The sequence below is a fragment of the Ramlibacter sp. genome, assembly GCF_035554825.1.
Classification (GTDB): domain Bacteria; phylum Pseudomonadota; class Gammaproteobacteria; order Burkholderiales; family Burkholderiaceae_C; genus Ramlibacter.
In genome coordinates this window covers 26348-44464 of sequence record NZ_DATMHS010000109.1, presented here as the reverse complement: position 1 = coordinate 44464, position 18117 = coordinate 26348, and the positions used below count along the sequence as shown (strand labels likewise).

20 protein-coding genes are annotated in these 18117 nt (G+C 72.9%); 16 read left to right on the top strand and 4 right to left on the bottom strand.

Annotated elements, in window-relative coordinates; all coding sequences use genetic code 11:
* The 8 genes from VNT59_RS13845 to serA all read left to right on the top strand — a co-directional run.
* Positions 1 to 981 (top strand): sigma 54-interacting transcriptional regulator (locus tag VNT59_RS13845; RefSeq protein ID WP_325499009.1); only part of this gene is annotated, 981 nt, incomplete at its 5' end.
* A gap of 143 nt (positions 982 to 1124) precedes the next feature.
* Positions 1125 to 2579, top strand: coding sequence for a Fe-S cluster assembly protein SufB (sufB, locus tag VNT59_RS13840; RefSeq protein WP_325499007.1), 1455 nt, complete (start codon positions 1125 to 1127; stop codon positions 2577 to 2579).
* Between the two features lie 27 nt (positions 2580 to 2606).
* Positions 2607 to 3377 carry a Fe-S cluster assembly ATPase SufC gene (gene sufC / locus VNT59_RS13835; protein WP_325499005.1) on the top strand — a complete coding sequence of 257 codons (771 nt, stop codon included), beginning with the start codon at positions 2607 to 2609 and terminating at the stop codon, positions 3375 to 3377.
* Position 3378: 1 nt separating this feature from the next.
* Positions 3379 to 4575, top strand: a complete 1197-nt coding sequence (locus tag VNT59_RS13830; RefSeq protein ID WP_325499003.1) for a SufD family Fe-S cluster assembly protein — start codon at positions 3379 to 3381, stop codon at positions 4573 to 4575.
* Positions 4568 to 5809 (top strand): SufS family cysteine desulfurase, encoded by a 1242-nt coding sequence (locus tag VNT59_RS13825; RefSeq protein WP_325499001.1) that lies wholly within the window; start codon positions 4568 to 4570, stop codon positions 5807 to 5809. The genes VNT59_RS13830 and VNT59_RS13825 overlap by 8 nt, the downstream gene beginning before the upstream one ends.
* Positions 5806 to 6276 carry a Fe-S cluster assembly sulfur transfer protein SufU gene (gene sufU / locus VNT59_RS13820; RefSeq protein ID WP_325498999.1) on the top strand — a complete coding sequence of 157 codons (471 nt, stop codon included), beginning with the start codon at positions 5806 to 5808 and terminating at the stop codon, positions 6274 to 6276. Before VNT59_RS13825 ends, sufU begins: the two co-directional genes overlap by 4 nt.
* Positions 6273 to 6815: a putative Fe-S cluster assembly protein SufT gene (sufT, locus tag VNT59_RS13815; protein WP_325498997.1), complete on the top strand. Its 543-nt coding sequence runs from the start codon at positions 6273 to 6275 to the stop codon at positions 6813 to 6815. The genes sufU and sufT overlap by 4 nt, the downstream gene beginning before the upstream one ends.
* Positions 6816 to 6852: 37 nt before the next feature.
* The gene (serA, locus tag VNT59_RS13810; RefSeq protein WP_325498995.1) at positions 6853 to 8070 is read left to right on the top strand and encodes a phosphoglycerate dehydrogenase; all 1218 of its coding nucleotides are present in this window, start codon (positions 6853 to 6855) and stop codon (positions 8068 to 8070) included.
* Positions 8071 to 8083: 13 nt separating this feature from the next.
* Here serA and VNT59_RS13805 read toward each other — a convergent pair whose 3' ends face one another.
* Both VNT59_RS13805 and VNT59_RS13800 read right to left on the bottom strand, forming a co-directional pair.
* The gene (locus VNT59_RS13805; RefSeq protein ID WP_325498993.1) at positions 8084 to 9250 is read right to left on the bottom strand and encodes a cytochrome P450; all 1167 of its coding nucleotides are present in this window, start codon (positions 9248 to 9250) and stop codon (positions 8084 to 8086) included.
* 6 nt (positions 9251 to 9256) lie between these two features.
* The gene (locus VNT59_RS13800; RefSeq protein WP_325498991.1) at positions 9257 to 10462 is read right to left on the bottom strand and encodes an NnrS family protein; all 1206 of its coding nucleotides are present in this window, start codon (positions 10460 to 10462) and stop codon (positions 9257 to 9259) included.
* 120 nt (positions 10463 to 10582) lie between these two features.
* On the opposite strand from VNT59_RS13800, the gene VNT59_RS13795 reads away from it, so the two are divergent.
* The 3 genes from VNT59_RS13795 (at position 10583) to VNT59_RS13785 (ending at position 12261) form a co-directional block, all read left to right on the top strand.
* Positions 10583 to 11092, top strand: coding sequence for an Rrf2 family transcriptional regulator (locus VNT59_RS13795; RefSeq protein WP_325498989.1), 510 nt, complete (start codon positions 10583 to 10585; stop codon positions 11090 to 11092).
* 93 nt (positions 11093 to 11185) lie between these two features.
* Entirely contained in the window at positions 11186 to 11605 is a 420-nt protein-coding gene (locus VNT59_RS13790) for a hemerythrin domain-containing protein (protein WP_325498987.1), read from the top strand.
* 11 nt (positions 11606 to 11616) lie between these two features.
* Positions 11617 to 12261, top strand: coding sequence for an FmdE family protein (locus tag VNT59_RS13785; RefSeq protein WP_325498985.1), 645 nt, complete (start codon positions 11617 to 11619; stop codon positions 12259 to 12261).
* Between the two features lie 10 nt (positions 12262 to 12271).
* Here the strand turns inward: VNT59_RS13785 and xth are convergent, their stop codons facing one another.
* The gene (gene xth / locus VNT59_RS13780; RefSeq protein ID WP_325498984.1) at positions 12272 to 13048 is read right to left on the bottom strand and encodes an exodeoxyribonuclease III; all 777 of its coding nucleotides are present in this window, start codon (positions 13046 to 13048) and stop codon (positions 12272 to 12274) included.
* A gap of 19 nt (positions 13049 to 13067) precedes the next feature.
* The gene (locus tag VNT59_RS13775) at positions 13068 to 13676 is read right to left on the bottom strand and encodes a DUF4337 domain-containing protein (RefSeq protein WP_325498983.1); all 609 of its coding nucleotides are present in this window, start codon (positions 13674 to 13676) and stop codon (positions 13068 to 13070) included.
* Positions 13677 to 13814: 138 nt separating this feature from the next.
* Between VNT59_RS13775 and VNT59_RS13770 the strand changes: the two genes are divergently transcribed.
* Genes VNT59_RS13770 through VNT59_RS13750 form a run of 5 tightly spaced genes read left to right on the top strand, consistent with a single transcriptional unit; the run spans position 13815 to position 18108 of the window.
* Positions 13815 to 14462 carry a thermostable hemolysin gene (locus tag VNT59_RS13770; RefSeq protein ID WP_325498982.1) on the top strand — a complete coding sequence of 216 codons (648 nt, stop codon included), beginning with the start codon at positions 13815 to 13817 and terminating at the stop codon, positions 14460 to 14462.
* A complete protein-coding gene (locus VNT59_RS13765; protein WP_325498981.1) occupies positions 14459 to 15922 on the top strand; it encodes an AMP-binding protein in 1464 nt (487 codons plus the stop codon). The genes VNT59_RS13770 and VNT59_RS13765 overlap by 4 nt, the downstream gene beginning before the upstream one ends.
* 19 nt (positions 15923 to 15941) lie before the next feature.
* Positions 15942 to 16628, top strand: a complete 687-nt coding sequence (locus VNT59_RS13760) for an iron-containing redox enzyme family protein (protein ID WP_325498980.1) — start codon at positions 15942 to 15944, stop codon at positions 16626 to 16628.
* The gene (locus VNT59_RS13755; RefSeq protein WP_325498979.1) at positions 16625 to 17431 is read left to right on the top strand and encodes an SDR family oxidoreductase; all 807 of its coding nucleotides are present in this window, start codon (positions 16625 to 16627) and stop codon (positions 17429 to 17431) included. Before VNT59_RS13760 ends, VNT59_RS13755 begins: the two co-directional genes overlap by 4 nt.
* Positions 17428 to 18108: a tetratricopeptide repeat protein gene (locus tag VNT59_RS13750; RefSeq protein WP_325498978.1), complete on the top strand. Its 681-nt coding sequence runs from the start codon at positions 17428 to 17430 to the stop codon at positions 18106 to 18108. The genes VNT59_RS13755 and VNT59_RS13750 overlap by 4 nt, the downstream gene beginning before the upstream one ends.
* Positions 18109 to 18117 lie beyond the last annotated feature (9 nt).

Here is an 18117-nt window from a genome sequence, read left to right as displayed (position 1 = left end):
GGCGAGACCGGCGTGGGCAAGGAGCTGGTCGCCCGGGCGCTGCACAAGCACTCGCCGCGCGCGAACGGCCCGTTCGTCGCCATCAACACCGCCGCCATCCCGAAGGACCTGCTGGAAAGCGAGCTGTTCGGCCACGAGCGCGGCGCCTTCACCGGCGCCCAGGCGATGCGGCGCGGCCGCTTCGAGCAGGCCGAGGGCGGCACGCTGTTCCTGGACGAGATCGGCGACATGCCGTTCGACCTGCAGACGCGCCTGCTGCGCGTGCTGTCGGACGGCCACTTCTACCGGGTCGGCGGGCACAACGCCGTGAAGGCGGACGTGCGGGTGATCGCCGCGACGCACCAGGACCTGGAGCAGCGGGTCAAGGAGGGCGCCTTCCGCGAGGACCTGTTCCATCGCCTCAACGTGATCCGGCTGCGCCTGCCGGCGCTGCGCGAGCGCGCCGACGACATTCCGATGCTGGCGCGCCACTTCCTGCAGCGCAGCGCCTCGCAGCTGGGCGTCGAGCCCAAGCGGATTTCGGAACCGGCCCTGGCGCGGCTGGCGGCCTTCGGCTTTCCCGGCAACGTGCGGCAGCTGGAGAACATCTGCCATTGGCTGACGGTGATGGCGCCGGCGCAGGTGATCGAACCCAAGGACCTGCCGCCGGAAGTGATGGGCGCCGCCGAGCCGGCGGCCCCCGCGGCTGCCGGCTTGGCGAGCCAGGGCGACGCACCGGCCCGCGAAACGGAGCCGCTCGCCGCCGCGGCCGCGCCTCGCGACACTGGCGCCGGCTGGGAAGCCGGACTCGAAGCGGAGGCGACGGACATGCTGGCGCGCGGCCAGCCGGACCTGTGGGAAGCGCTCACCAGGCGCTTCGAGTCGCGGCTGATCCTCACGGCGCTGCACGCGACGCGCGGCCGCCGGATCGAGGCGGCGCAAAAGCTGGGCATCGGCCGCAACACCATCACCCGAAAGATCCAGGAACTGGGGCTGGAATAGGCCACCGGGGCCACGGGCCCGGCGAGGCGCCCGACGGCGAAGGGGGCCACCGGCGGCGCCGGCATTGACCGGGTCGACGTCGCGGCTATGGGCGCGTCTTCATAAGATGCACGTATGATGCATCTATTCGGACGGAGGCCCCCATGCCCATCATCGACCAGGAAGCCCCCCTCGCGCAGGCACTCGAACAGCCCTACCGGCACGGCTTCGTCACGGACATCGAATCCGACGCCCTGCCGCCCGGACTGGACGAGCAGACCATCCGCGCGATCTCGCGCCGCAAGCGCGAACCAGAGTTCCTGCTGCGCTGGCGGCTGGGGGCGTTCGAGCGCTGGCAGGCCATGGCCGTGCCGGCGTGGGGCCAGCTGCGGATGGAGCCGATCGATTTCCAGGCGCTGTCGTATTACTCGGCGCCGAAATCCCTGAAGGACGGGCCCAAGAGCCTGGCCGAGGTCGACCCCAAGCTGCTCGAGACCTACGAGAAGCTCAACGTGCCGCTGCACGAGCGGGCCCGGCTGGCCGGCGTGGCCGTCGACGCCGTCTTCGACAGCGTCTCGGTCGGCACCACGTTCCGCGAGCAGCTGGCCGAGGTCGGCGTGATCTTCTGCTCCTTCTCCCACGCCGTCGAGCACCACCCGGAACTCATCGAGCGCTACCTGGGCACGGTGGTGCCGCCGGGCGACAACTTCTACGCCGCGCTGAACTCGGCGGTGTTCTCCGACGGCTCGTTCGTGTACGTGCCGGCCGGCGTGCGCTGCCCGATGGAACTGTCCTCGTATTTCCGCATCAACGCCCGCAACACCGGGCAATTCGAGCGCACGCTGATCATTGCAGAGGCCGGCAGCCAGGTCAGCTACCTGGAAGGCTGCACCGCGCCGCAGCGCGACGAGCACCAGCTGCACGCCGCCGTGGTGGAGCTGGTCGCGCACGACGACGCCTCGATCAAGTATTCGACGGTGCAGAACTGGTACCCCGGCGACGAGCACGGCCGCGGCGGCATCTACAACTTCGTCACCAAGCGCGGGCTGGCCGCCGGCAAGCGCTCGCGCATCGCCTGGACCCAGATCGAGACCGGCTCGGCGATCACCTGGAAATATCCCAGCGTGGTGCTGCGCGGGGACGGGTCGAACGGCGAGTTCCACTCGATCGCCGTGTCCAACCACTTCCAGCAGGCCGACACCGGCACCAAGATGATCCACCTGGGCCGCGACACGACCAGCCGGATCGTCTCCAAGGGCATCAGCGCCGGCCACGCGCACAACAGCTATCGCGGCCTGGTGCGGATGGCGCCCACGGCCGCGGGCGCGCGCAACCACACCCAATGCGACTCGCTGCTGATCGGATCGAACTGCGGCGCGCACACCTTCCCCTACGTCGAAGCCGCCCGCGATGACGCCGTCGTCGAGCACGAGGCCACCACCACCCGCATTTCGGAAGAGCGCCTGTTCTATTGCCAGCAGCGCGGCATCGACGCCCAGGAAGCGACGGCGCTGATCGTCGGCGGCTTCTGCCAGTCGGTGCTGGAGGAGCTGCCGATGGAGTTCGCGCTCGAAGCCAAGGCCCTGCTGGCCGTCTCGCTCGAAGGCGCCGTCGGCTGAGCGCCTCCCGCCACAAGGAACGATCCCATGACCACCACCCAACCGCTGCTGCAACTCGAGAACCTGCGCGTCGACATCGGCGAGCGCAACGTGCTGCAATCCGTCTCGCTCGCGATCGCCCCCGGCTCGCTGGTCGTCCTGATGGGCGCCAACGGCAGCGGCAAGAGCACCCTCGGCCTCACGCTCGCCGGGCATCCGCGCTACCGCGTCACCGGCGGCGCGGCGCGCCTTGGCGGGCAGGACCTGCTGGCGATGAACGTCGAGGAGCGCGCCCGCGCCGGCCTGTTCCTGTCGTTCCAGTCGCCGCCGGAGATCCCGGGCGTCAAGAACAACCTGTTCATCCGCAGCGCCGTGAACGCGGTGCGTGCCGCGCGCGGCGAAGCGCCGCTGGACGCCTTCGACTTCCTGGGCGATGCGCGGGCGGCGGCCGCGCAGCTGGGCCTGCCCGAGGCGATGCTCAACCGCCCGGTCAACGACGGCTTCTCCGGCGGCGAACGCAAGCGCAACGAGTTGCTGCAACTGGCGCTGCTGCGCCCGCGCCTGGCGATGCTCGACGAGATCGATTCCGGCATGGACGTCGACGGCGTGCGCGCGACGGTGGACCTGGTGCAGCGCCTGCGCGGGCAAGGCACCGCGTTCCTGGTGGTGTCGCACTACCTGCAGCTGATCGAGTCGCTGGCGCCGGACACCGTGCTGCGGCTGGAGGACGGGCGCATCGCCGACCGCGGCGACCTGTCGCTGGCGCGCGAGATCGCGCGCACCGGCTTCGCCCGGGTGTCGGAACCGGTGGAGGCCTGACATGAACGTCGCCCGCGCCGACGCCCTGGCCGCCCGCAGTCACCTGGCGGCCGAAGGCTGGATTCCCCGCACCGCCGAGTCGTTCCGGCACCTGCCGCCGCCCGACGCGGCCCTGTGGCTCGGCGAGCCGGCCGCGCCGGCGCCGGCAGCGGCTGACGGCGGCTGGCGCCTGCACGACCTGCCGGCGGCACAGCGCGCCCTGGTCGACGCGCGCTGGCTCGACGCCGCCGACGCGGCCCAGCGCGGCCAGCTGCTGGCCGGGCTGCCGCCGCCCGGGCGCGACGAGGCCGCGCCGTTCGCCTGGGCCCACCGTGCGCTGCTGCGGCACGGGCTGCGGCTGCGCATCGCCGCCGGGGCGCCGCTGGTGCTGCGGCTCGACCGGCGCGCCACGGCCGCCGTCGAGGCGCCGTTGCTGGTGATCGAGCTGCTGCCCGGCGCCCGCTGCGTGCTGCTCGAATCGCACGAGAACGGCGGCCAGGACGTGCAGAACCTGCAGGTGCATGTGCGCGTCGGCGAGGGCGCCGCGCTGCAGCACCTGCGAGCCGTGATGCCCGAGGCGGCCGCCCATCTGGCGCACGACGTGCAGGTGCAGCTGGCAGCGGACGCCGCGTACGAGCAGTGCCTGCTCGCGTCCGGCAGCCGCTACCACCTGCAGCGCACGGTGCTGGACCTGCTCGGTCCGCGCGCCCTGGCCCACACCGCGGGTGTGCTGCTCGGCGCGGACACCGCGCTCGACCAGCAGACCCAGGTCCGGCACGGCGCGGCGCACACGCGCAGCGGGATCGACGCGCTGGCGCTGGGCAGCGGCGGCGCGCGCCTGGTGGCGAATGCGCGTTCGACGATCAGCCCCGGCTGCGACGAGGCGCAGACGCGCCAGCGGCTGGCGGGTGTTCCGACGGCGGGCCAGCCGCGCCTGGTGCTGCGGCCACACCTGGAGATCCACCACGACGACGTCCAGGCCGCGCACGGCGCCACCTGGGGCGCCCTGCCGCAGGAGGCCTTGTTCCACGCCCGCCAGCGCGGTCTCGACGAGACCGCCGCCAAGGCGATGATCCTGCACGGCATGGCCCAGGCCGTGTTCGCGCGCGCACTCGCCGATCCGGACACGCTGGAACGGGCCGGCTTCGAAACGCTGCTGGCGCGGGCCCTGGCGCGCCACCTCGCGCCCGCCGGCATGCAGGAGCGCCGCCATGGGTGATCTCCTGCAGCAGGCCAGCCTGGCCAGCGAATTTCCGTCGCTGGCGCAGCGCGTCAACGGCGAGCCGCTGGCGTACCTGGACAACGCGGCCACCACCCACATGCCGCAGGCGGTGCTCGACGCGATGCGCGAGTTCGAGACGACCAGCCGCGCCAACATCCATCGCGGCGTCCACACGCTGAGCCAGCGCGCGACCGACGCCTTCGAGCGGGCCCGCGGCGACCTCAAGCGCTTCGTCGGCGCCGGCCCGGGGCACGAACTGGTGTTCACCTCCGGCACCACCGACGCGCTGAACCTGGTGGCGAACGGCCTGTCGGATGCCGGCGCCGGCCGGCCCTACCTGCAGCCCGGCGACGAGATCATCGTCAGCGGCCTGGAGCACCACGCGAACCTGGTGCCGTGGCAGCAGGCGGCGCGCCGCACCGGCGCCACCGTGCGGATCCTGCGGCCGGACGCGCAGGGCCGGCTGCATGCCGACGACCTGGCGCCGCTGCTGACGCCGCGCACCATGGTGTTCGCGGTCACGGCCGGCGCCAATGCCACCGGCGAGCGGCCGCCCTACGAAGAGCTGCTGGCGCTGGCGGCCGAAGCCGGCGCGCTCACCGTGCTCGACGCGGCGCAGGCCATGAGCCACGACACGCCGCAGCTGCTGGCGCTGGCGTGCGACTTCATGGCGTTCTCGGGCCACAAGATGTACGGCCCGATGGGCACCGGCGTGCTGGCCGGCCGGCGCAAGGCGCTGGAACGACTCACGCCGCTGCGCTTCGGCGGCGACATGGTGATCTGGGTGAGCGAGCAGGAGGCCAGCTTCGCCGAGCTGCCGGCGCGGCTGGAGGGCGGCACGCCCAACGTCGCCGGCGCGGTCGGCCTGGCCGCGGCGGCGGCCTTCATCGAGGCGACCGGCCGCGGCGCCATCGACGCCCATGTGCGGTCGCTGCGGGCGCATGCCGTGGCCGGGCTGTCGGCGCTCGACGGCGTGACGGTGCTGGCGCCGCACGCCGAGGCGGCGGCACTGGTTTCCTTCGTCGCCGCCGGCGCGCACCCGCACGACATCGGCACGCTGCTGGACGAGCGCGGGATCGCGGTGCGCACCGGCCATCACTGCGCGCAGCCGCTGCTCGATCACCTCGGCCTGGGTCCCACCACCCGGGCCTCGTTCGCCCTGTACAACACGCACGACGAGGTGGAGCGGCTGGTGGCCGCCGTCGCGCGGGCCCTGGAGGTGTTGCGATGAATGCCGCGGAAGACCAGCTGTACCAGGAAATCGTCCTGGAGCACAAGCGGGCGCCTCGCCACTTCGGCGCGCTGGCGGCGCCCACCCACCAGGCCCGCGGGCGCAACCCGCAGTGCGGCGACGACGTCGAGGTGCAGTTGCGCCTGGAGGACGGGCGGGTCGCCGACGTGGCCTTCCACGGCCAGGGCTGCGCGATCTGCATCGCATCCTCGTCGATGATGACCGAGGCCGTGCTGGGCCGCGACCTGGCCACCGCCCGCGAGCTGCAGCAGCGCTTTCGCGCGGTGCTGACCGGACAGGCCGAGCCGGAAGGGGCCGAGCTCGGCAAGCTGGTCAGCCTGGCGAGCGTGCGCCGCTATCCCAGCCGCATCAAGTGCGCGCTGCTGGGGTGGCACGCGCTGATGCATGCGATCGGCGAGGCCGGGGCGGCGCAGGGCGAGCCGGTGGCGGAGGGCGCGACATCATGAGACGCCCGCGCGAGTCGGTGCTGGTGCGCCGGCCGGTGCAGGTCGAGTGCATTCCCGACGGCACCCCGTTCGAGCTGCCGCCCGGCACGCTGGCCGAGATCACCCAGGCCCTCGGCTCCAACTTCACCTTGCACGTCGACGGCCAGCTGGTGCGCCTGAAGGGCGCCGATGCCGACGCCATCGGCAAGCCGGTGCCCGCGCCGGCCGCGGCGGCGGCCGACGCGGGCACCGACCTGCAAAGCCGGATCTGGGCCACCCTCAAGACCTGCTACGACCCGGAGATCCCGGTCGACATCGTCGAGCTGGGGCTGATCTACGGCTGCGAACTGAGCGCCATGCCGGACGGGCGGACCAAGGTCGCGATCCAGCTGACGCTGACGGCGCCGGGCTGCGGCATGGGCGAGGCGGTGGGCAACGAGGTCGCCGAGAAGGTGCTGGCGCTCGACGGCGTCGGCGAGGTGACGGTGGACCTGGTGTTCGATCCGCCCTGGGACCGTTCGCGGATGTCCGAAACCGCGCTCCTCACTCTCGGCCTCTAGCGGGGCCCAGCCCCTTCCCTTTCTCCACTTGTCCCACATGACCGTGAACATCCTGCTGCTCGAAGACGTGCACGCCAGCGCCGACGCCGTTCTCGAATCGGTTCCGCGCGCCGAGATCCGGCGGCTGCGCCATGCGCCCGACGCCGCCGAGCTGAAGTCGCTGCTGGCCGACGTCGACGTGCTGGGGCTGCGCTCGCGCACGCCGCTCGACGCCGCCGCCCTGGCCCACGCGCCGCGGCTGCGCGCGGTGGGCGCCTACTGCACCGGCACCAACAACATCGACCTGAAGGCCGCGGCCGAGCGCGGCGTCGCGGTCTTCAACGGCCCGTTCTCCAACACCCGCTCGGTGGCGGAGCTGGTCATCGGCCACGCCATCCACCTGCTGCGCCGGGTGCCGGAGCGGCATGCGGCGGCGCGCCGCGGCGGCTGGCTGAAGGACTCGAAGGGATCGAACGAGGTCCGGGGCAAGACGCTGGGCATCGTCGGCTACGGCAAGATCGGCACCCAGACCGGCCTGCTGGCCGAGGCGATCGGCATGCGGGTGGTCTTTCACGACGTCGAGGCGCGCCTGCCGCTGGGCAACGCGCGGCCGGCGGCGAGCCTGCAGGCGCTGCTGGCCGAGGCCGACGTGGTGACGCTGCACGTGCCGCAGACCGCGCAGACCAGGAACCTGATCGACGCCGAGCGCCTCGGCCAGATGAAACCGGACGCCGTGCTGATCAACCTGGCGCGCGGCCAGGCCGTCGACATCGGCGCGCTGCACGGCGCGCTGCGCGAGCACCGGCTGCGCGGCGCCGCCATCGACGTCTTCCCGGTGGAGCCGGCCTCGGCCGCCCAGACCTTCGAGTCGCCCTTGCGCGAGCTCGACAACGTCATCCTGACGCCGCACGTGGGCGGCTCGACGATCGAGGCGCAGCGCAACCTGGGCCTGGAAGTGTCGGAGAAGCTACGCGACTACCTGCTGCTCGGCGCGGTGCGCGGCAGCGTCAACCTGCCCGAGCTCGGCGTCGGGCCGGTGCGCGGCGCCGCGCGCCTGGTGCACCTGCACCGCGACCAGCCCGGCGTGATGTCGCACCTGAACGGCATCCTGGCCGCCGCGGGCCTCAACGTCACGCAGCTGCACCTGGAAACCGACCGCGGCCTCGGGGTCGCGGTGGTCGACCTCAATCGCGTGCCCGAGGCGCAGACGCTGGCCGCCGTCAAGCGCATCGACGCCACGCTGGCGACCTTCACCACCTTGGCGCCGGCGGCCTGACCGCCGGCGGCCGTCAGGCCCGGTCGATCCGCAGCGGCAGGGCCGAGTAGCCGCCGGCCGGATAGCGTGCCTTCACCGGCGCCCGGCCCTCGACCCGCGCGATGCCGCGGCTGTTGGCCAGCAGCGTCTGCAGCACGATCCGCAGTTGCAGCCGCGCGAGCGGGGCGCCCGGGCAGACGTGGACCCCGGCCCCATAGAGCAGATTGAGCGCCGGGTCGCGGTCGAGCCGGAACTCGTCGGGATCGCCGAACACGCGTTCGTCGCGGTTGGCCGAGGCCCAGACCAGGGTCACGCGGTCGCCGGGCTCCAGCGCCGCGCCCCCGATGTCGACCGGCCGGCGGACCACGCGGCGGTTGGCGATCAGCGGGGCGCGGATGCGCAGGATCTCGTCGATGGCCGCCGGCACCAGCCGCGGCTGCCGGCGCAGGGTCTGCTGCAGCTCGCGATGGGTCGCCAGGAAGTCGGCCAGGATGCCGATCGCCGCCGCCATCGTGCCCAGCTCGCCGACCGTCCAGTTGCGCGCGATGCTGACCAGCTCCTCGTCGGTGAGCGGCCGCCCGTCCACGGTGTCGCGCAGCAGCCGGCTCGTCACGTCGGTGCCGGTCGCGGCGCCGGCGGCCCGGTGCAGCGACAGCTGGGCGCGGATGTGGCCGTCGAATTCGAGCGCGATCGCCGCCATGGCCGTGCGGTCGCCGGCCAGCGTGGCCGCCTGGTTGCGCCGGTTCCAGGCGCGCAGCGGCTCGTGCAGCGCGCTCGACCAGCCCATGAACGCGCACAGCATCTGCGCCGCGCATTCGTGCGCGAACCCCTCCATCCATTCGAGCTCGCCCGCGCGCGGCAGGGCGTCGACCAGCCGCGCCACCAGCTGGCGGCACACGGGTTCATGGGCGGCCAGCCGCGGCCGGTCGAAGTAGGGCTCGATCAGCGCCCGATACGGCGTATGGCGCGGCGGGTCCATGCCATTGGGCACGGCCGGATGCGCCGACACCTGGTTGCCGAAGGTCTCGTGGTCCAGGACGGCCGCCAGCACGTCCTCGTGCCGGAAGAGGGACCACTGCAGATAGTCGCTGTGGGCCACCGGACAGCGCCGGCGCATGCCGTCGTAAGCCGCAACCTGGTCCCGCAGGACCTCGGGCGCCCGCGGGTCCCAGTCCTGCACCTCGTGCCGGATGGTTGCCATGGCTCCTCAGCCGTCCTTGCCATCGAGCCGGGTCTGCACCAGCCACGGGGTGTAGATGAACAGGTAGATCACGAAGGCGGCGCTCCAGGCCAGCGCCGCGGCCACCAGCGCGGCCAGCAGCCATTGCGGCATCAGCAGCGGCAGCAGCACCCGCAGCACGGCCGCGGTCATCACCAGGGCATAGGCGAGCACCTCGGGCCGGGTGACCTGCAGCGGGCGGCCGGTGTGGCCGCGCGCCGTGCGCGTGAGCATGCCGATGATGAGGCCGCCGGTGGCGCCCACCGCCAGCGCATGGACGCCGGCCGACGCGCTGATCCAGCCGATGGCGGCGAGCGCGAGCAGGACCAGCCCGGTCGGCAGCCAGGCGTATGACAGGTGCAGGATCCAGAGGATCGGGCGGCCGCGCGTGACCCACGGCTGCCAGCCCCACAGGCGCGCCAGCTGCAGCGCGGCGGCCGCCAGCAGGGTGGCTGCCGTGAGCGGGCCGGCGGCGCCCAGCACCCACAGCGCCAGGCCGGCGCCGGTGGCCGCCATCGCCGCGGGTCCGAGCCGGGGCTGCGCCGCCAGCTTCAGGCCGGGCGTGGCATTGGCGGTGAAGGCGGGGATCACGCGCCCCGCGATCACGCATTCGATCATGGTGATCAGCGCCAGCGCCGCATAGAGCGGGCGCACCGGCGCCAGCCCGATCACGCCGAGCGCGGACAGGTGGAAGCCGAGGTTGGCGATCGACAGCGCCGCCAGGATGCCGGCCAGCGGCAGGTTGCGCCGGTTGCCGGCTTTCCAGAGCACGCGGGCGAAGATGCCGGCCACCAGCGGAAGCAGCGCCAGGTCGAGCAACGCGTAGACCACATAGGGCGCCGCCAGCGCCGCGCAGCGGGCGGCGATCCACAGCGCCACCAGGGCGCCGAGCGCCGGCCCGCGCGGGGTGGGCAGGCCGGTCCAGGCGCGGCCGGCGGTCATCAGGAAGCCGACCACCACCGCCATCGCGAAGCCGAACAGCATCTCGTGCGCGTGCCACAGCACCGGCGGCACGGCCAGCTCGATGTGCACCAGCCCGAGCAGCAGCGCGATCCACAGCGGCAGGGCCGCCGCCGCGAACAGCGCGGCGACGAGATAGAAGGGGCGGAAGCCGAGCCGCAGCAGCGGCAGCCCGTGCGCGCCGGCGGCCGGCGCGGCCGCCGCGGGGGTGACGGAGATGGTGGAGGGTCTCACTGGCGAAGCGGGCCGGTGGCGGGCGGAGCCCGGGCCGGACCCGTGAACAGGTATGTTGCGTGCATGTTATAGCAAGGATTTCCGTAAAGCAATACGATCGAGGCATCTTTGGAGACCAGCATGCGACTTGCCGAATACACCGACTACACCTTGCGAGTGCTGATGTATTGCGCATCGAACCCCGACCGCCTGATCACGATTTCGGAAATGGCGCAGGCGTACGAGCTCTCCAAGAACCACCTGATGAAGATCGTGAGCGACCTGGCGCGCCAGGGCCTGATCGAGACCACCCGCGGCCGCGGCGGCGGGGTGCGGCTGGTGAAGGCGCCGTCGGAGATCCGGATCGGCGACGTGGTGCGGGCCTCGGAAACCGACTTCCGGCTGGTCGAGTGCTTCGACGAGAGCACCAACACCTGCATGATCGCCAACTCCTGCCGCATGAAGCGGCTGTTCGGCAAGGCGCTGATGGCGTATTTCCAGGAGCTCGACGGCGCGACCCTGGCCGACATCGTCGCGCCCGCGCCCCGGCGCGCGGGCGCGCCAGCCGGGCGGGGCGGCGCGGTGATCCCGATCCGGGCCGCCGCCCGCGCCCCCGCGACGCGACGCCGCGGCAGCCGCGTCGGCTCCTGAGCCCGTTCGCTGCAGGGCCACTGTTGCCGTGGCGGCGGCTCCCCCCTAAAATAGATGCATGAAGCGTGCATCTTTGACGCGCCGGCTCGTGCCATGAAGCGCGCCGCCGAACTCGCGGCGCTGTCGCGCGAGCACCACGAGGCGCTGGTGCTGGCCCGGCGGGCCTGCGATCCGCGCCGCGACGGCAGCGAGCCGGGGCCGCTGCGCGAGCAGGTGCTGCGCCGTTGGTCGGAGCAGTTCGAGCCCCACTTCGCGGCCGAAGAGCAGGTGCTGCTGCCGGCGCTGGCGGGCGCCGGCGTGGCGGCCCAGGCGGCCGCCGCGGCGGCCTGGCGGCAGCACGCCGACTTGCGCGCGCTGGTCGCGCTGCTGCGCGCCGGCGACCTGTCGGCGCTGCCATCGTGGGGCGATGCCATGCGCGAACACGTGCGTTTCGAGGAGCGGGAACTGTTCCCGCTGGCGCAGCAGCTGGTCGACCTCCTTCCGCTCGCGGACCGCCTGGCCCGCGCTCATTGAAAGCCCACCCCATGAACGACAACACCGCCTCCGGCTTCCCCGACTTCTTTTCCGCCGCGCCGACGATCACGGTGCGTGACCCCTTGGCCGCCTTCCTGGGCGCGGCGCGGGACGGCGTCATCGAGTACACGTACGCCGATGTGGTCAAGCTGGCGGGGCACTCCTGTCCCACCGTGGCCGGCGCCTACCTGATGACGCGTGCGGCCCTGGCCGCGCTGTATCCGGGCCAGCTGCCCGAGCGCGGCGGCGTGCGGGTCGAGATGCCGCAGGGCGCGCACGAGGGCGTCTCGGGCGTCATGGGCAACGTGATCGGCATGCTCACCGGTGCGGCCGGCGAAGGCGGGTTTCACGGCATCGGCGGCCGGTTCGACCGGCGCGAGCTGATCGCCTACGGCGCGGCCGTGCCGCAGGTGCGGTTCACGCGCCTGGACACGGGCGCCAGCGTGACCGTGGAGACGCATGCGGAGCTGGTGCCCGGCGATCCGCGCCTGCGCGAACTGATGCCGCGCTGCCTCTCGGGCCGGGCCAGCGCGGACGAGGCGGCGCAATTCGGCGCGCTGTGGCAGGAGCGGGTGCGCCGGTTGCTGACGCAGCACGCCGACGACCCGGGCGTGTTCGCGCTGCGGCGCCAGCCCGCGCCGGCCGCCGCCGACTGACCGCCGCCGGTCAGAGTTCCACCGTCACCGGCGCGTGGTCGCTGGGCTTGTCCCACTTGCGCGGCGCGCGGTCGATGGCGCAGGCCCTGACCTGCGGCTGCAGCGATCGGCTCACCAGGATGTGGTCGATGCGCAGGCCGCGGTTCTTCTGGAACCCCAGCATCCGGTAGTCCCACCAGCTGTAGCTCTTGGGCGGCTGTTCGAACAGCCGATAGCTGTCGGCCAGGCCCAGTTCCAGCAGCTGCCGGAAGTGCGCGCGCTCCTGGCTGGTGTGGTGGATGGTCTCGCGCAGGCCCTCGGGGTCCCAGGAGTCGCGGTCCTCGGGGGCGATGTTGAAGTCGCCCACCAGCAGCAGGCCGGGATGCCGCGCCAGCTCGGCGCGCAGGTACTGGCGCAGGCCGTCCAGCCAGCGCATCTTGTAGTCGAACTTGTCGGTGCCCGGCGCCTGGCCGTTGACGAAATAGCCGTTGACCAGCCGCAGCTCGCCCTGGGGCGTGTCGAGCGTGGCCGCGATCACGCGCGAATGCTCGTCGGCGAAGCCGGCGATGTTCTTCGCGACGTCGCGCAGCGGATGCCGGCTCATGATGGCGACACCGTTGTACGTCTTCTGGCCGAACACGGCGCAATGGCCGTAGCCGGCGCCGCGCAGCACGTCGAGCGGGAACTTGTCGTCGGTGAGCTTGAGCTCCTGCAGGCACAGGACGTCGACCGGATTGGCGGCGGTCCAGTCCAGCACGTGCTGCAGCCGCGCCGTCAGCGAGTTGACGTTCCAGGTGGTGATCTTCATCGCGGGCCGGGCCTGCGCGTCAGATGTGGAGCGCGGCCAGCAGGCCGATCAGCGCGCCCAGGCCGGCGACGCCGAACATGCCCCATTCCAGCCATTTCTTGCGCGTCAGCAGCGCGATCGCCGCCAGGGCGATCGAGACCTGCAGCGCCGTCGTGGCCTGGGCCCAGCGATGGTGCTGGTGCATCTGGGCGTCGCTGAGCTCGTCGAAGTGCTTCGCCTCGGCTTCCAGCTTGCGCGCGTCGGCCTCGATTTCCTTCTTTTCCTTCTCGTAGCGGTCCACCTTGGCCTGGTAGGAGGGCTGCTTGTCGGCCGGCGACAGGTCGCGCGAGATCTCGGCCAGCGACTGCTTGGTGCTCTTGGACTGGAAGTAGTTCCACTGGTTGGACGCCTCGGTCTTCCTGATCGCCGCGTTGTTCTTGTACAGCAGCGCGTTGGCCTGCGTCGCCCCGCCGAGGTAGGCGAAGATCGCCCCGACCGTGGAGATCACGGCCGTGAACATGGCGATCTGGTTGGTCATGCTGCCCCCGCCGATGCCGTGGTGGCCGGCCTCGCCATGGGCGGCGTGCTGCGTCGCGTGCTCCAGCTCGTGGTCGTGCGGGCCGTGGACGTGGAAGGTGCCGGAGGACATGGATGGCGGTCTCGAAAGTTGGGCTGGGCGCGATTCTATTCACTGCCTGCGTCCGAGGCGATTAAGGAGCGGTTAAGGGCCCCTGAGCACCATGCCCCCGAAGCCGTTCCGTGGCGGGACGGCAACCATGGAGGGTGGATGTTGATGGCACTCTTGCCGGGTGATTCCCGGCGCACCGCGCCGACCGGCCCGTTGGCGCCGCCGCGGCTCCAGCTGCACGGGCCGCACGATGCGCGGCGGCCGCAGGTGGAGCAGTTCATCGCCGGCATCTTCGCACGGCGGTTCGGCGCGCGCATTCCGGCCTTCGCGCCGGTGCTGGTCAGCCTGCGCGACCCGTCCGACGGCGCCATCGTGGCCGCGGCGGGGTACCGTCCGGCGGGCGAGGGCGCCTTGTTTCTGGAACGTTACCTGGGCGCGCCGGTGGAGGCCGTGCTGGCCCAACGGCTGAACGCGGCGCCGCGGCGGCCGGACGTCGTGGAGATCGGCCACCTGGCGGCCAGCCGGGCCGGCGCCGGGCGGCGCCTCATGATCCAGCTCGGGCCGCACCTGGAGCAGCGGGGCTTCCGCTGGATCGTGTGCACGCTCACGCAGGAATTGCGGCACCTGCTGCCGCGCCTGGGCATCACGCCGCTGGCGCTGGCCCGGGCCGACGCCGCGGCGTTGACCGGCGAGGCGGCGGCCTGGGGCAGCTACTACGACCATGGGCCGGTGGTGCTCGCCGGCGAACTGGCGCCCGCCTTGCGCCGCTTCCGCCAGCGCCTGGCCGAGCGGGGAGCGCCGCAATGAGCGTGCGGCCAGGGGCCATCATCACCGCCGGCGCGGTGGCACTCGATACCGGTCGCCGCCAGTGGACGTACCAGGAACTGCAGGCGCAGGCGCGGCAGGTCGGCGACATCCTGCGGGGCCAGGGCACGCACGTCCTGGCCACCTTGCTCGACAACGGGCCGGGCTGGATCGTCGCCGATCGAGCCGCGCAGCTGGCCGGAGCGGTCCACGTTCCGCTGCCGGCCTTCTTCACGCCCGACCAGCTGAGCCATGCCGTTCGCAGCGCCGGCGTCGACACCCTGCTGGCGCTGCCGATCTACGCGGCCGGGCTGGCGGCGGCGCTGGGCGCCGCGCCGCCGCAGCCGCTGGACGTGGCCGGCGAGGCGATGGCCGTGGTGCGGCTGCCGGCGCGGCCGGCGCGCCTGCCCGGCGGCACCGGCAAGATCACTTTCACCTCGGGCACCACCGGCACCCCCAAGGGCGTGTGCCTGTCGCAGGCGGCCATGGACGCGGTCGCGCAGGGCCTGGTGCTGGCGACGCAGCCGCTCGACATCCGGCGCCACCTGTGCGTGCTGCCCTTGCCGGTGTTGCTGGAGAACGTGGCCGGCGTGCTGGCGCCGCTGGCGCGCGGCGCCACCTGCGTGGTCCCGCCGCTGCACGAGGTCGGCCTGACGGGTTCGTCGACCTTCGATCCGGCTCGCCTGCAGGCGGCGGTGGCGCAGCATCGCCCGCACAGCATGATCCTGCTGCCGCAGATGCTGCGGGCCTGGGCCGGCTGGCTGCACCAGACCCGGCAACGCGCGCCCGACTCGCTGCGCCTGGTCGCCGTCGGCGGCGCGGTGGTGGGCGCCCGGCTGCTCGAATCGGCGCGCCGGCTGGGGATTCCCGCCTACGAGGGCTACGGGCTGTCGGAAGGAGCTTCGGTGCAGACCCTGAACCTGCCCGGCGCCGACCGCCCGGGCAGCGCCGGGCGGGCGCTGCCGCATGCCCGGGTGCGGGTCGGCGCCGACGGCGAGATCGAGGTTGCCGGCAGCCTGATGGCCGGCTACCTCGGCGCCGAGACGCCGGCACCGGCATGGTGGCCGACCGGCGACCTCGGGCGCATCGACGCCGACGGCTTCGTGCACGTCGAGGGCCGCCGCAAGCACCTGCTGATCACGTCCTTCGGCCGCAACGTGTCGCCCGAATGGGTGGAGCAGGCCTTGCGCAGCGAACCGGTGGTCGCCCAGGCGGTGGTGTTCGGCGACGGCCAACCGGCGCTGAGCGCCGTGCTCTGGCCGGTGGTGCCGGACGCGCCCGAGGCGGCGCTGCAGTCGGCGGTCGACGCGGCCAACGCGGCCCTGCCCGACTACGCGCGGGTGCGCCAGTGGACCCGGGCCCGTGCCGCGTTCACGCCGCAGACCGGACTGGCCACGCCCAACGGCCGCCCGCACCGGGCCGCCATCCTGCGAGCGCACGCCGACGCGCTGCAGCTGTCCTGATCACACCGAAAGAACCACCATGCGTTTTTCCATCGAACTGCAGGAGCGGTCCGCCGGGGCGCGCGAGCACCTGCTGTCCGCCCCCATCATCCAGGGCTGCCTGCGCGGCGAGGTGTCGCTGCCCAGCTATCTCGCCTTCCTGGGCGAGGCCTACCAGCACGTGCGGCACACCGTGCCCCTGCTGCGCGCCTGCAGGGCGGCGCTGCCGCCGCGCCACGGCTGGCTGGCCGGGCCGCTGGACGAATACATCGCCGACGAACAGGGGCACGACGAGTGGATCCTCGACGACATCGCCGCCTGCGGCGCCGACGCCGAGGCGGTGCGCCGCAGCCCGCCCGGCCACGCGGCGGAAGTGATGGTGGCCTATGCCTACGACACCATCGCGCGGCGCAACCCGCTCGGATTCTTCGGCATGGTGCACGTGCTGGAAGGCACGAGCGTCGCGCTCGCGCTGCATGCCGCCGATTGCATCCAGCAGGCGCTGGGCCTGCCGGATGCCGCGTTCGGCTACCTGCGCTCGCACGGCACGCTCGATCGCGAGCACACGGCCCACTTCGCCGAGCTGATGGACCGGATCGACGATCCGCGCGACCGGGGCGACATCGTGCACGCGGCCTGCGCCTTCTATCGCCTGTACGGGGATGTCTTCCGCAGCCTGCCGCTGCCGCAGCCGGCGCCGGCCGCCCACCTGCCGGAGGCCGCATGAAGCCGGCCCAGGCGCGGATCCTGCTCACCGGCGCCGCCGGCGGCATCGGGCGCGAAGCGGCCGCGGCATTCTCGCGGGCGGGCGCGGCGGTGTTGCTGGCGGGCCGCACGCCGGCGCGGCTGTCGGCGCTGGCGCGCCGCCTCGGCGCCGAGCCGCGCGTGAGCTGGGCGGCGGCCGACCTGCAGGACCCGGCCCAGATCGAGCGCCTCGCCGACACCGCGGCGCAGTGGGGCTGCAACGTGGTGGTCCACGCCGCCGGCACGCCGGCGTTCGGCGCGCTCGCGGCCCACGACGCGCAGGCGATGAGCGCGATGATGCACACCAATCTGCTGGCGCCGATGCTGCTCACGCGGGCCCTGCTGGAGCATCTGCGCGCGCAGCCCCGCGCCCAGGTGATGTGCGTCGGCTCCGTGCTGGGCCGCATCGGCCTGCCCGGCTTCAGCCTGTACTGCGCCGCCAAGTTCGGCCTGCGCGGCTTCGCCGAGTCGCTGCGGCGGGAGCTGGCGGGCAGCGGCGTGCGGGTGCAGTACCTGGGACCGCGCAGCACCCGCACCGATTTCAACGACGCGCAGGTGCAGGCCTACAACCGCGCCACCGGCGCCGCGACCGACGAGCCGGGGCTGGTCGCGGCCGCGCTGCTGCGGATGCTCGAGGACGAGCGCGCCGAGCGCTTTCTCGGCTTCCCCGAAAAGCTGGCGGTGCGCATCAACGGCCTGGCGCCGACGCTGCTCGACGGCAGCTTCCGGCGCCACAGCGCCAGCCTGCAAAGTCCCCAACCCACCCCCGAGAGGATCACCACATGAAGCAACCCAAGTCGCCCTTCCGGGCCGCGCGCCGCGCGGGCCTGGCCGGCGCGCTGGCTGCGTGCGCGCTCGCGTTCGCCGCGCCGTTCGTGCATGCCGCCGGCGTCGAGGATGCCGTGGCGGAACTGCAGCGCGACTGGGAAGTCGTGCGCTACCAGACCAGCCCCGGCGAGCGCGAGAAGCGCTTCGATGCGCTGGCCGCCAAGGCGCACAAGGTGAGCGAAAGCTATCCCGGCCGCGCCGAGCCGCTGGTGTGGGAAGGGATCATCGTGAGCTCGCTGGCCGGCGAGCACGGCGGCCTGGGGGCGCTGTCGCTGGTGAAGCGGGCCAAGGCACTGTACGAGGCGGCGATCCAGATCGACGGCAACGTGCTCGACGGCTCCGCCTACAACAGCCTGGGCGTGCTGTACTACAAGGTGCCCGGCTGGCCGGTCGGGTTCGGCGACAAGGCCAAGGCGCGCGAACTGCTGCAAAAGGCGCTGGCGCTCAATCCCAAGGGCATCGACCCCAACTTCTTCTACGGCGAATACCTGGTCGAGACCCGCCATCCCGAGCAGGCCGTGGCCTACCTCGAACGCGCCCTGCAGGCGCCGCCGCGGGCGGGGCGCGAAGTCGCCGACGTCGGCCGGCGCGAAGAAGCCCGCCAGTTGCTGGAGAAGGCGCGCGCCGGCAGGTGAGGCGCCGCC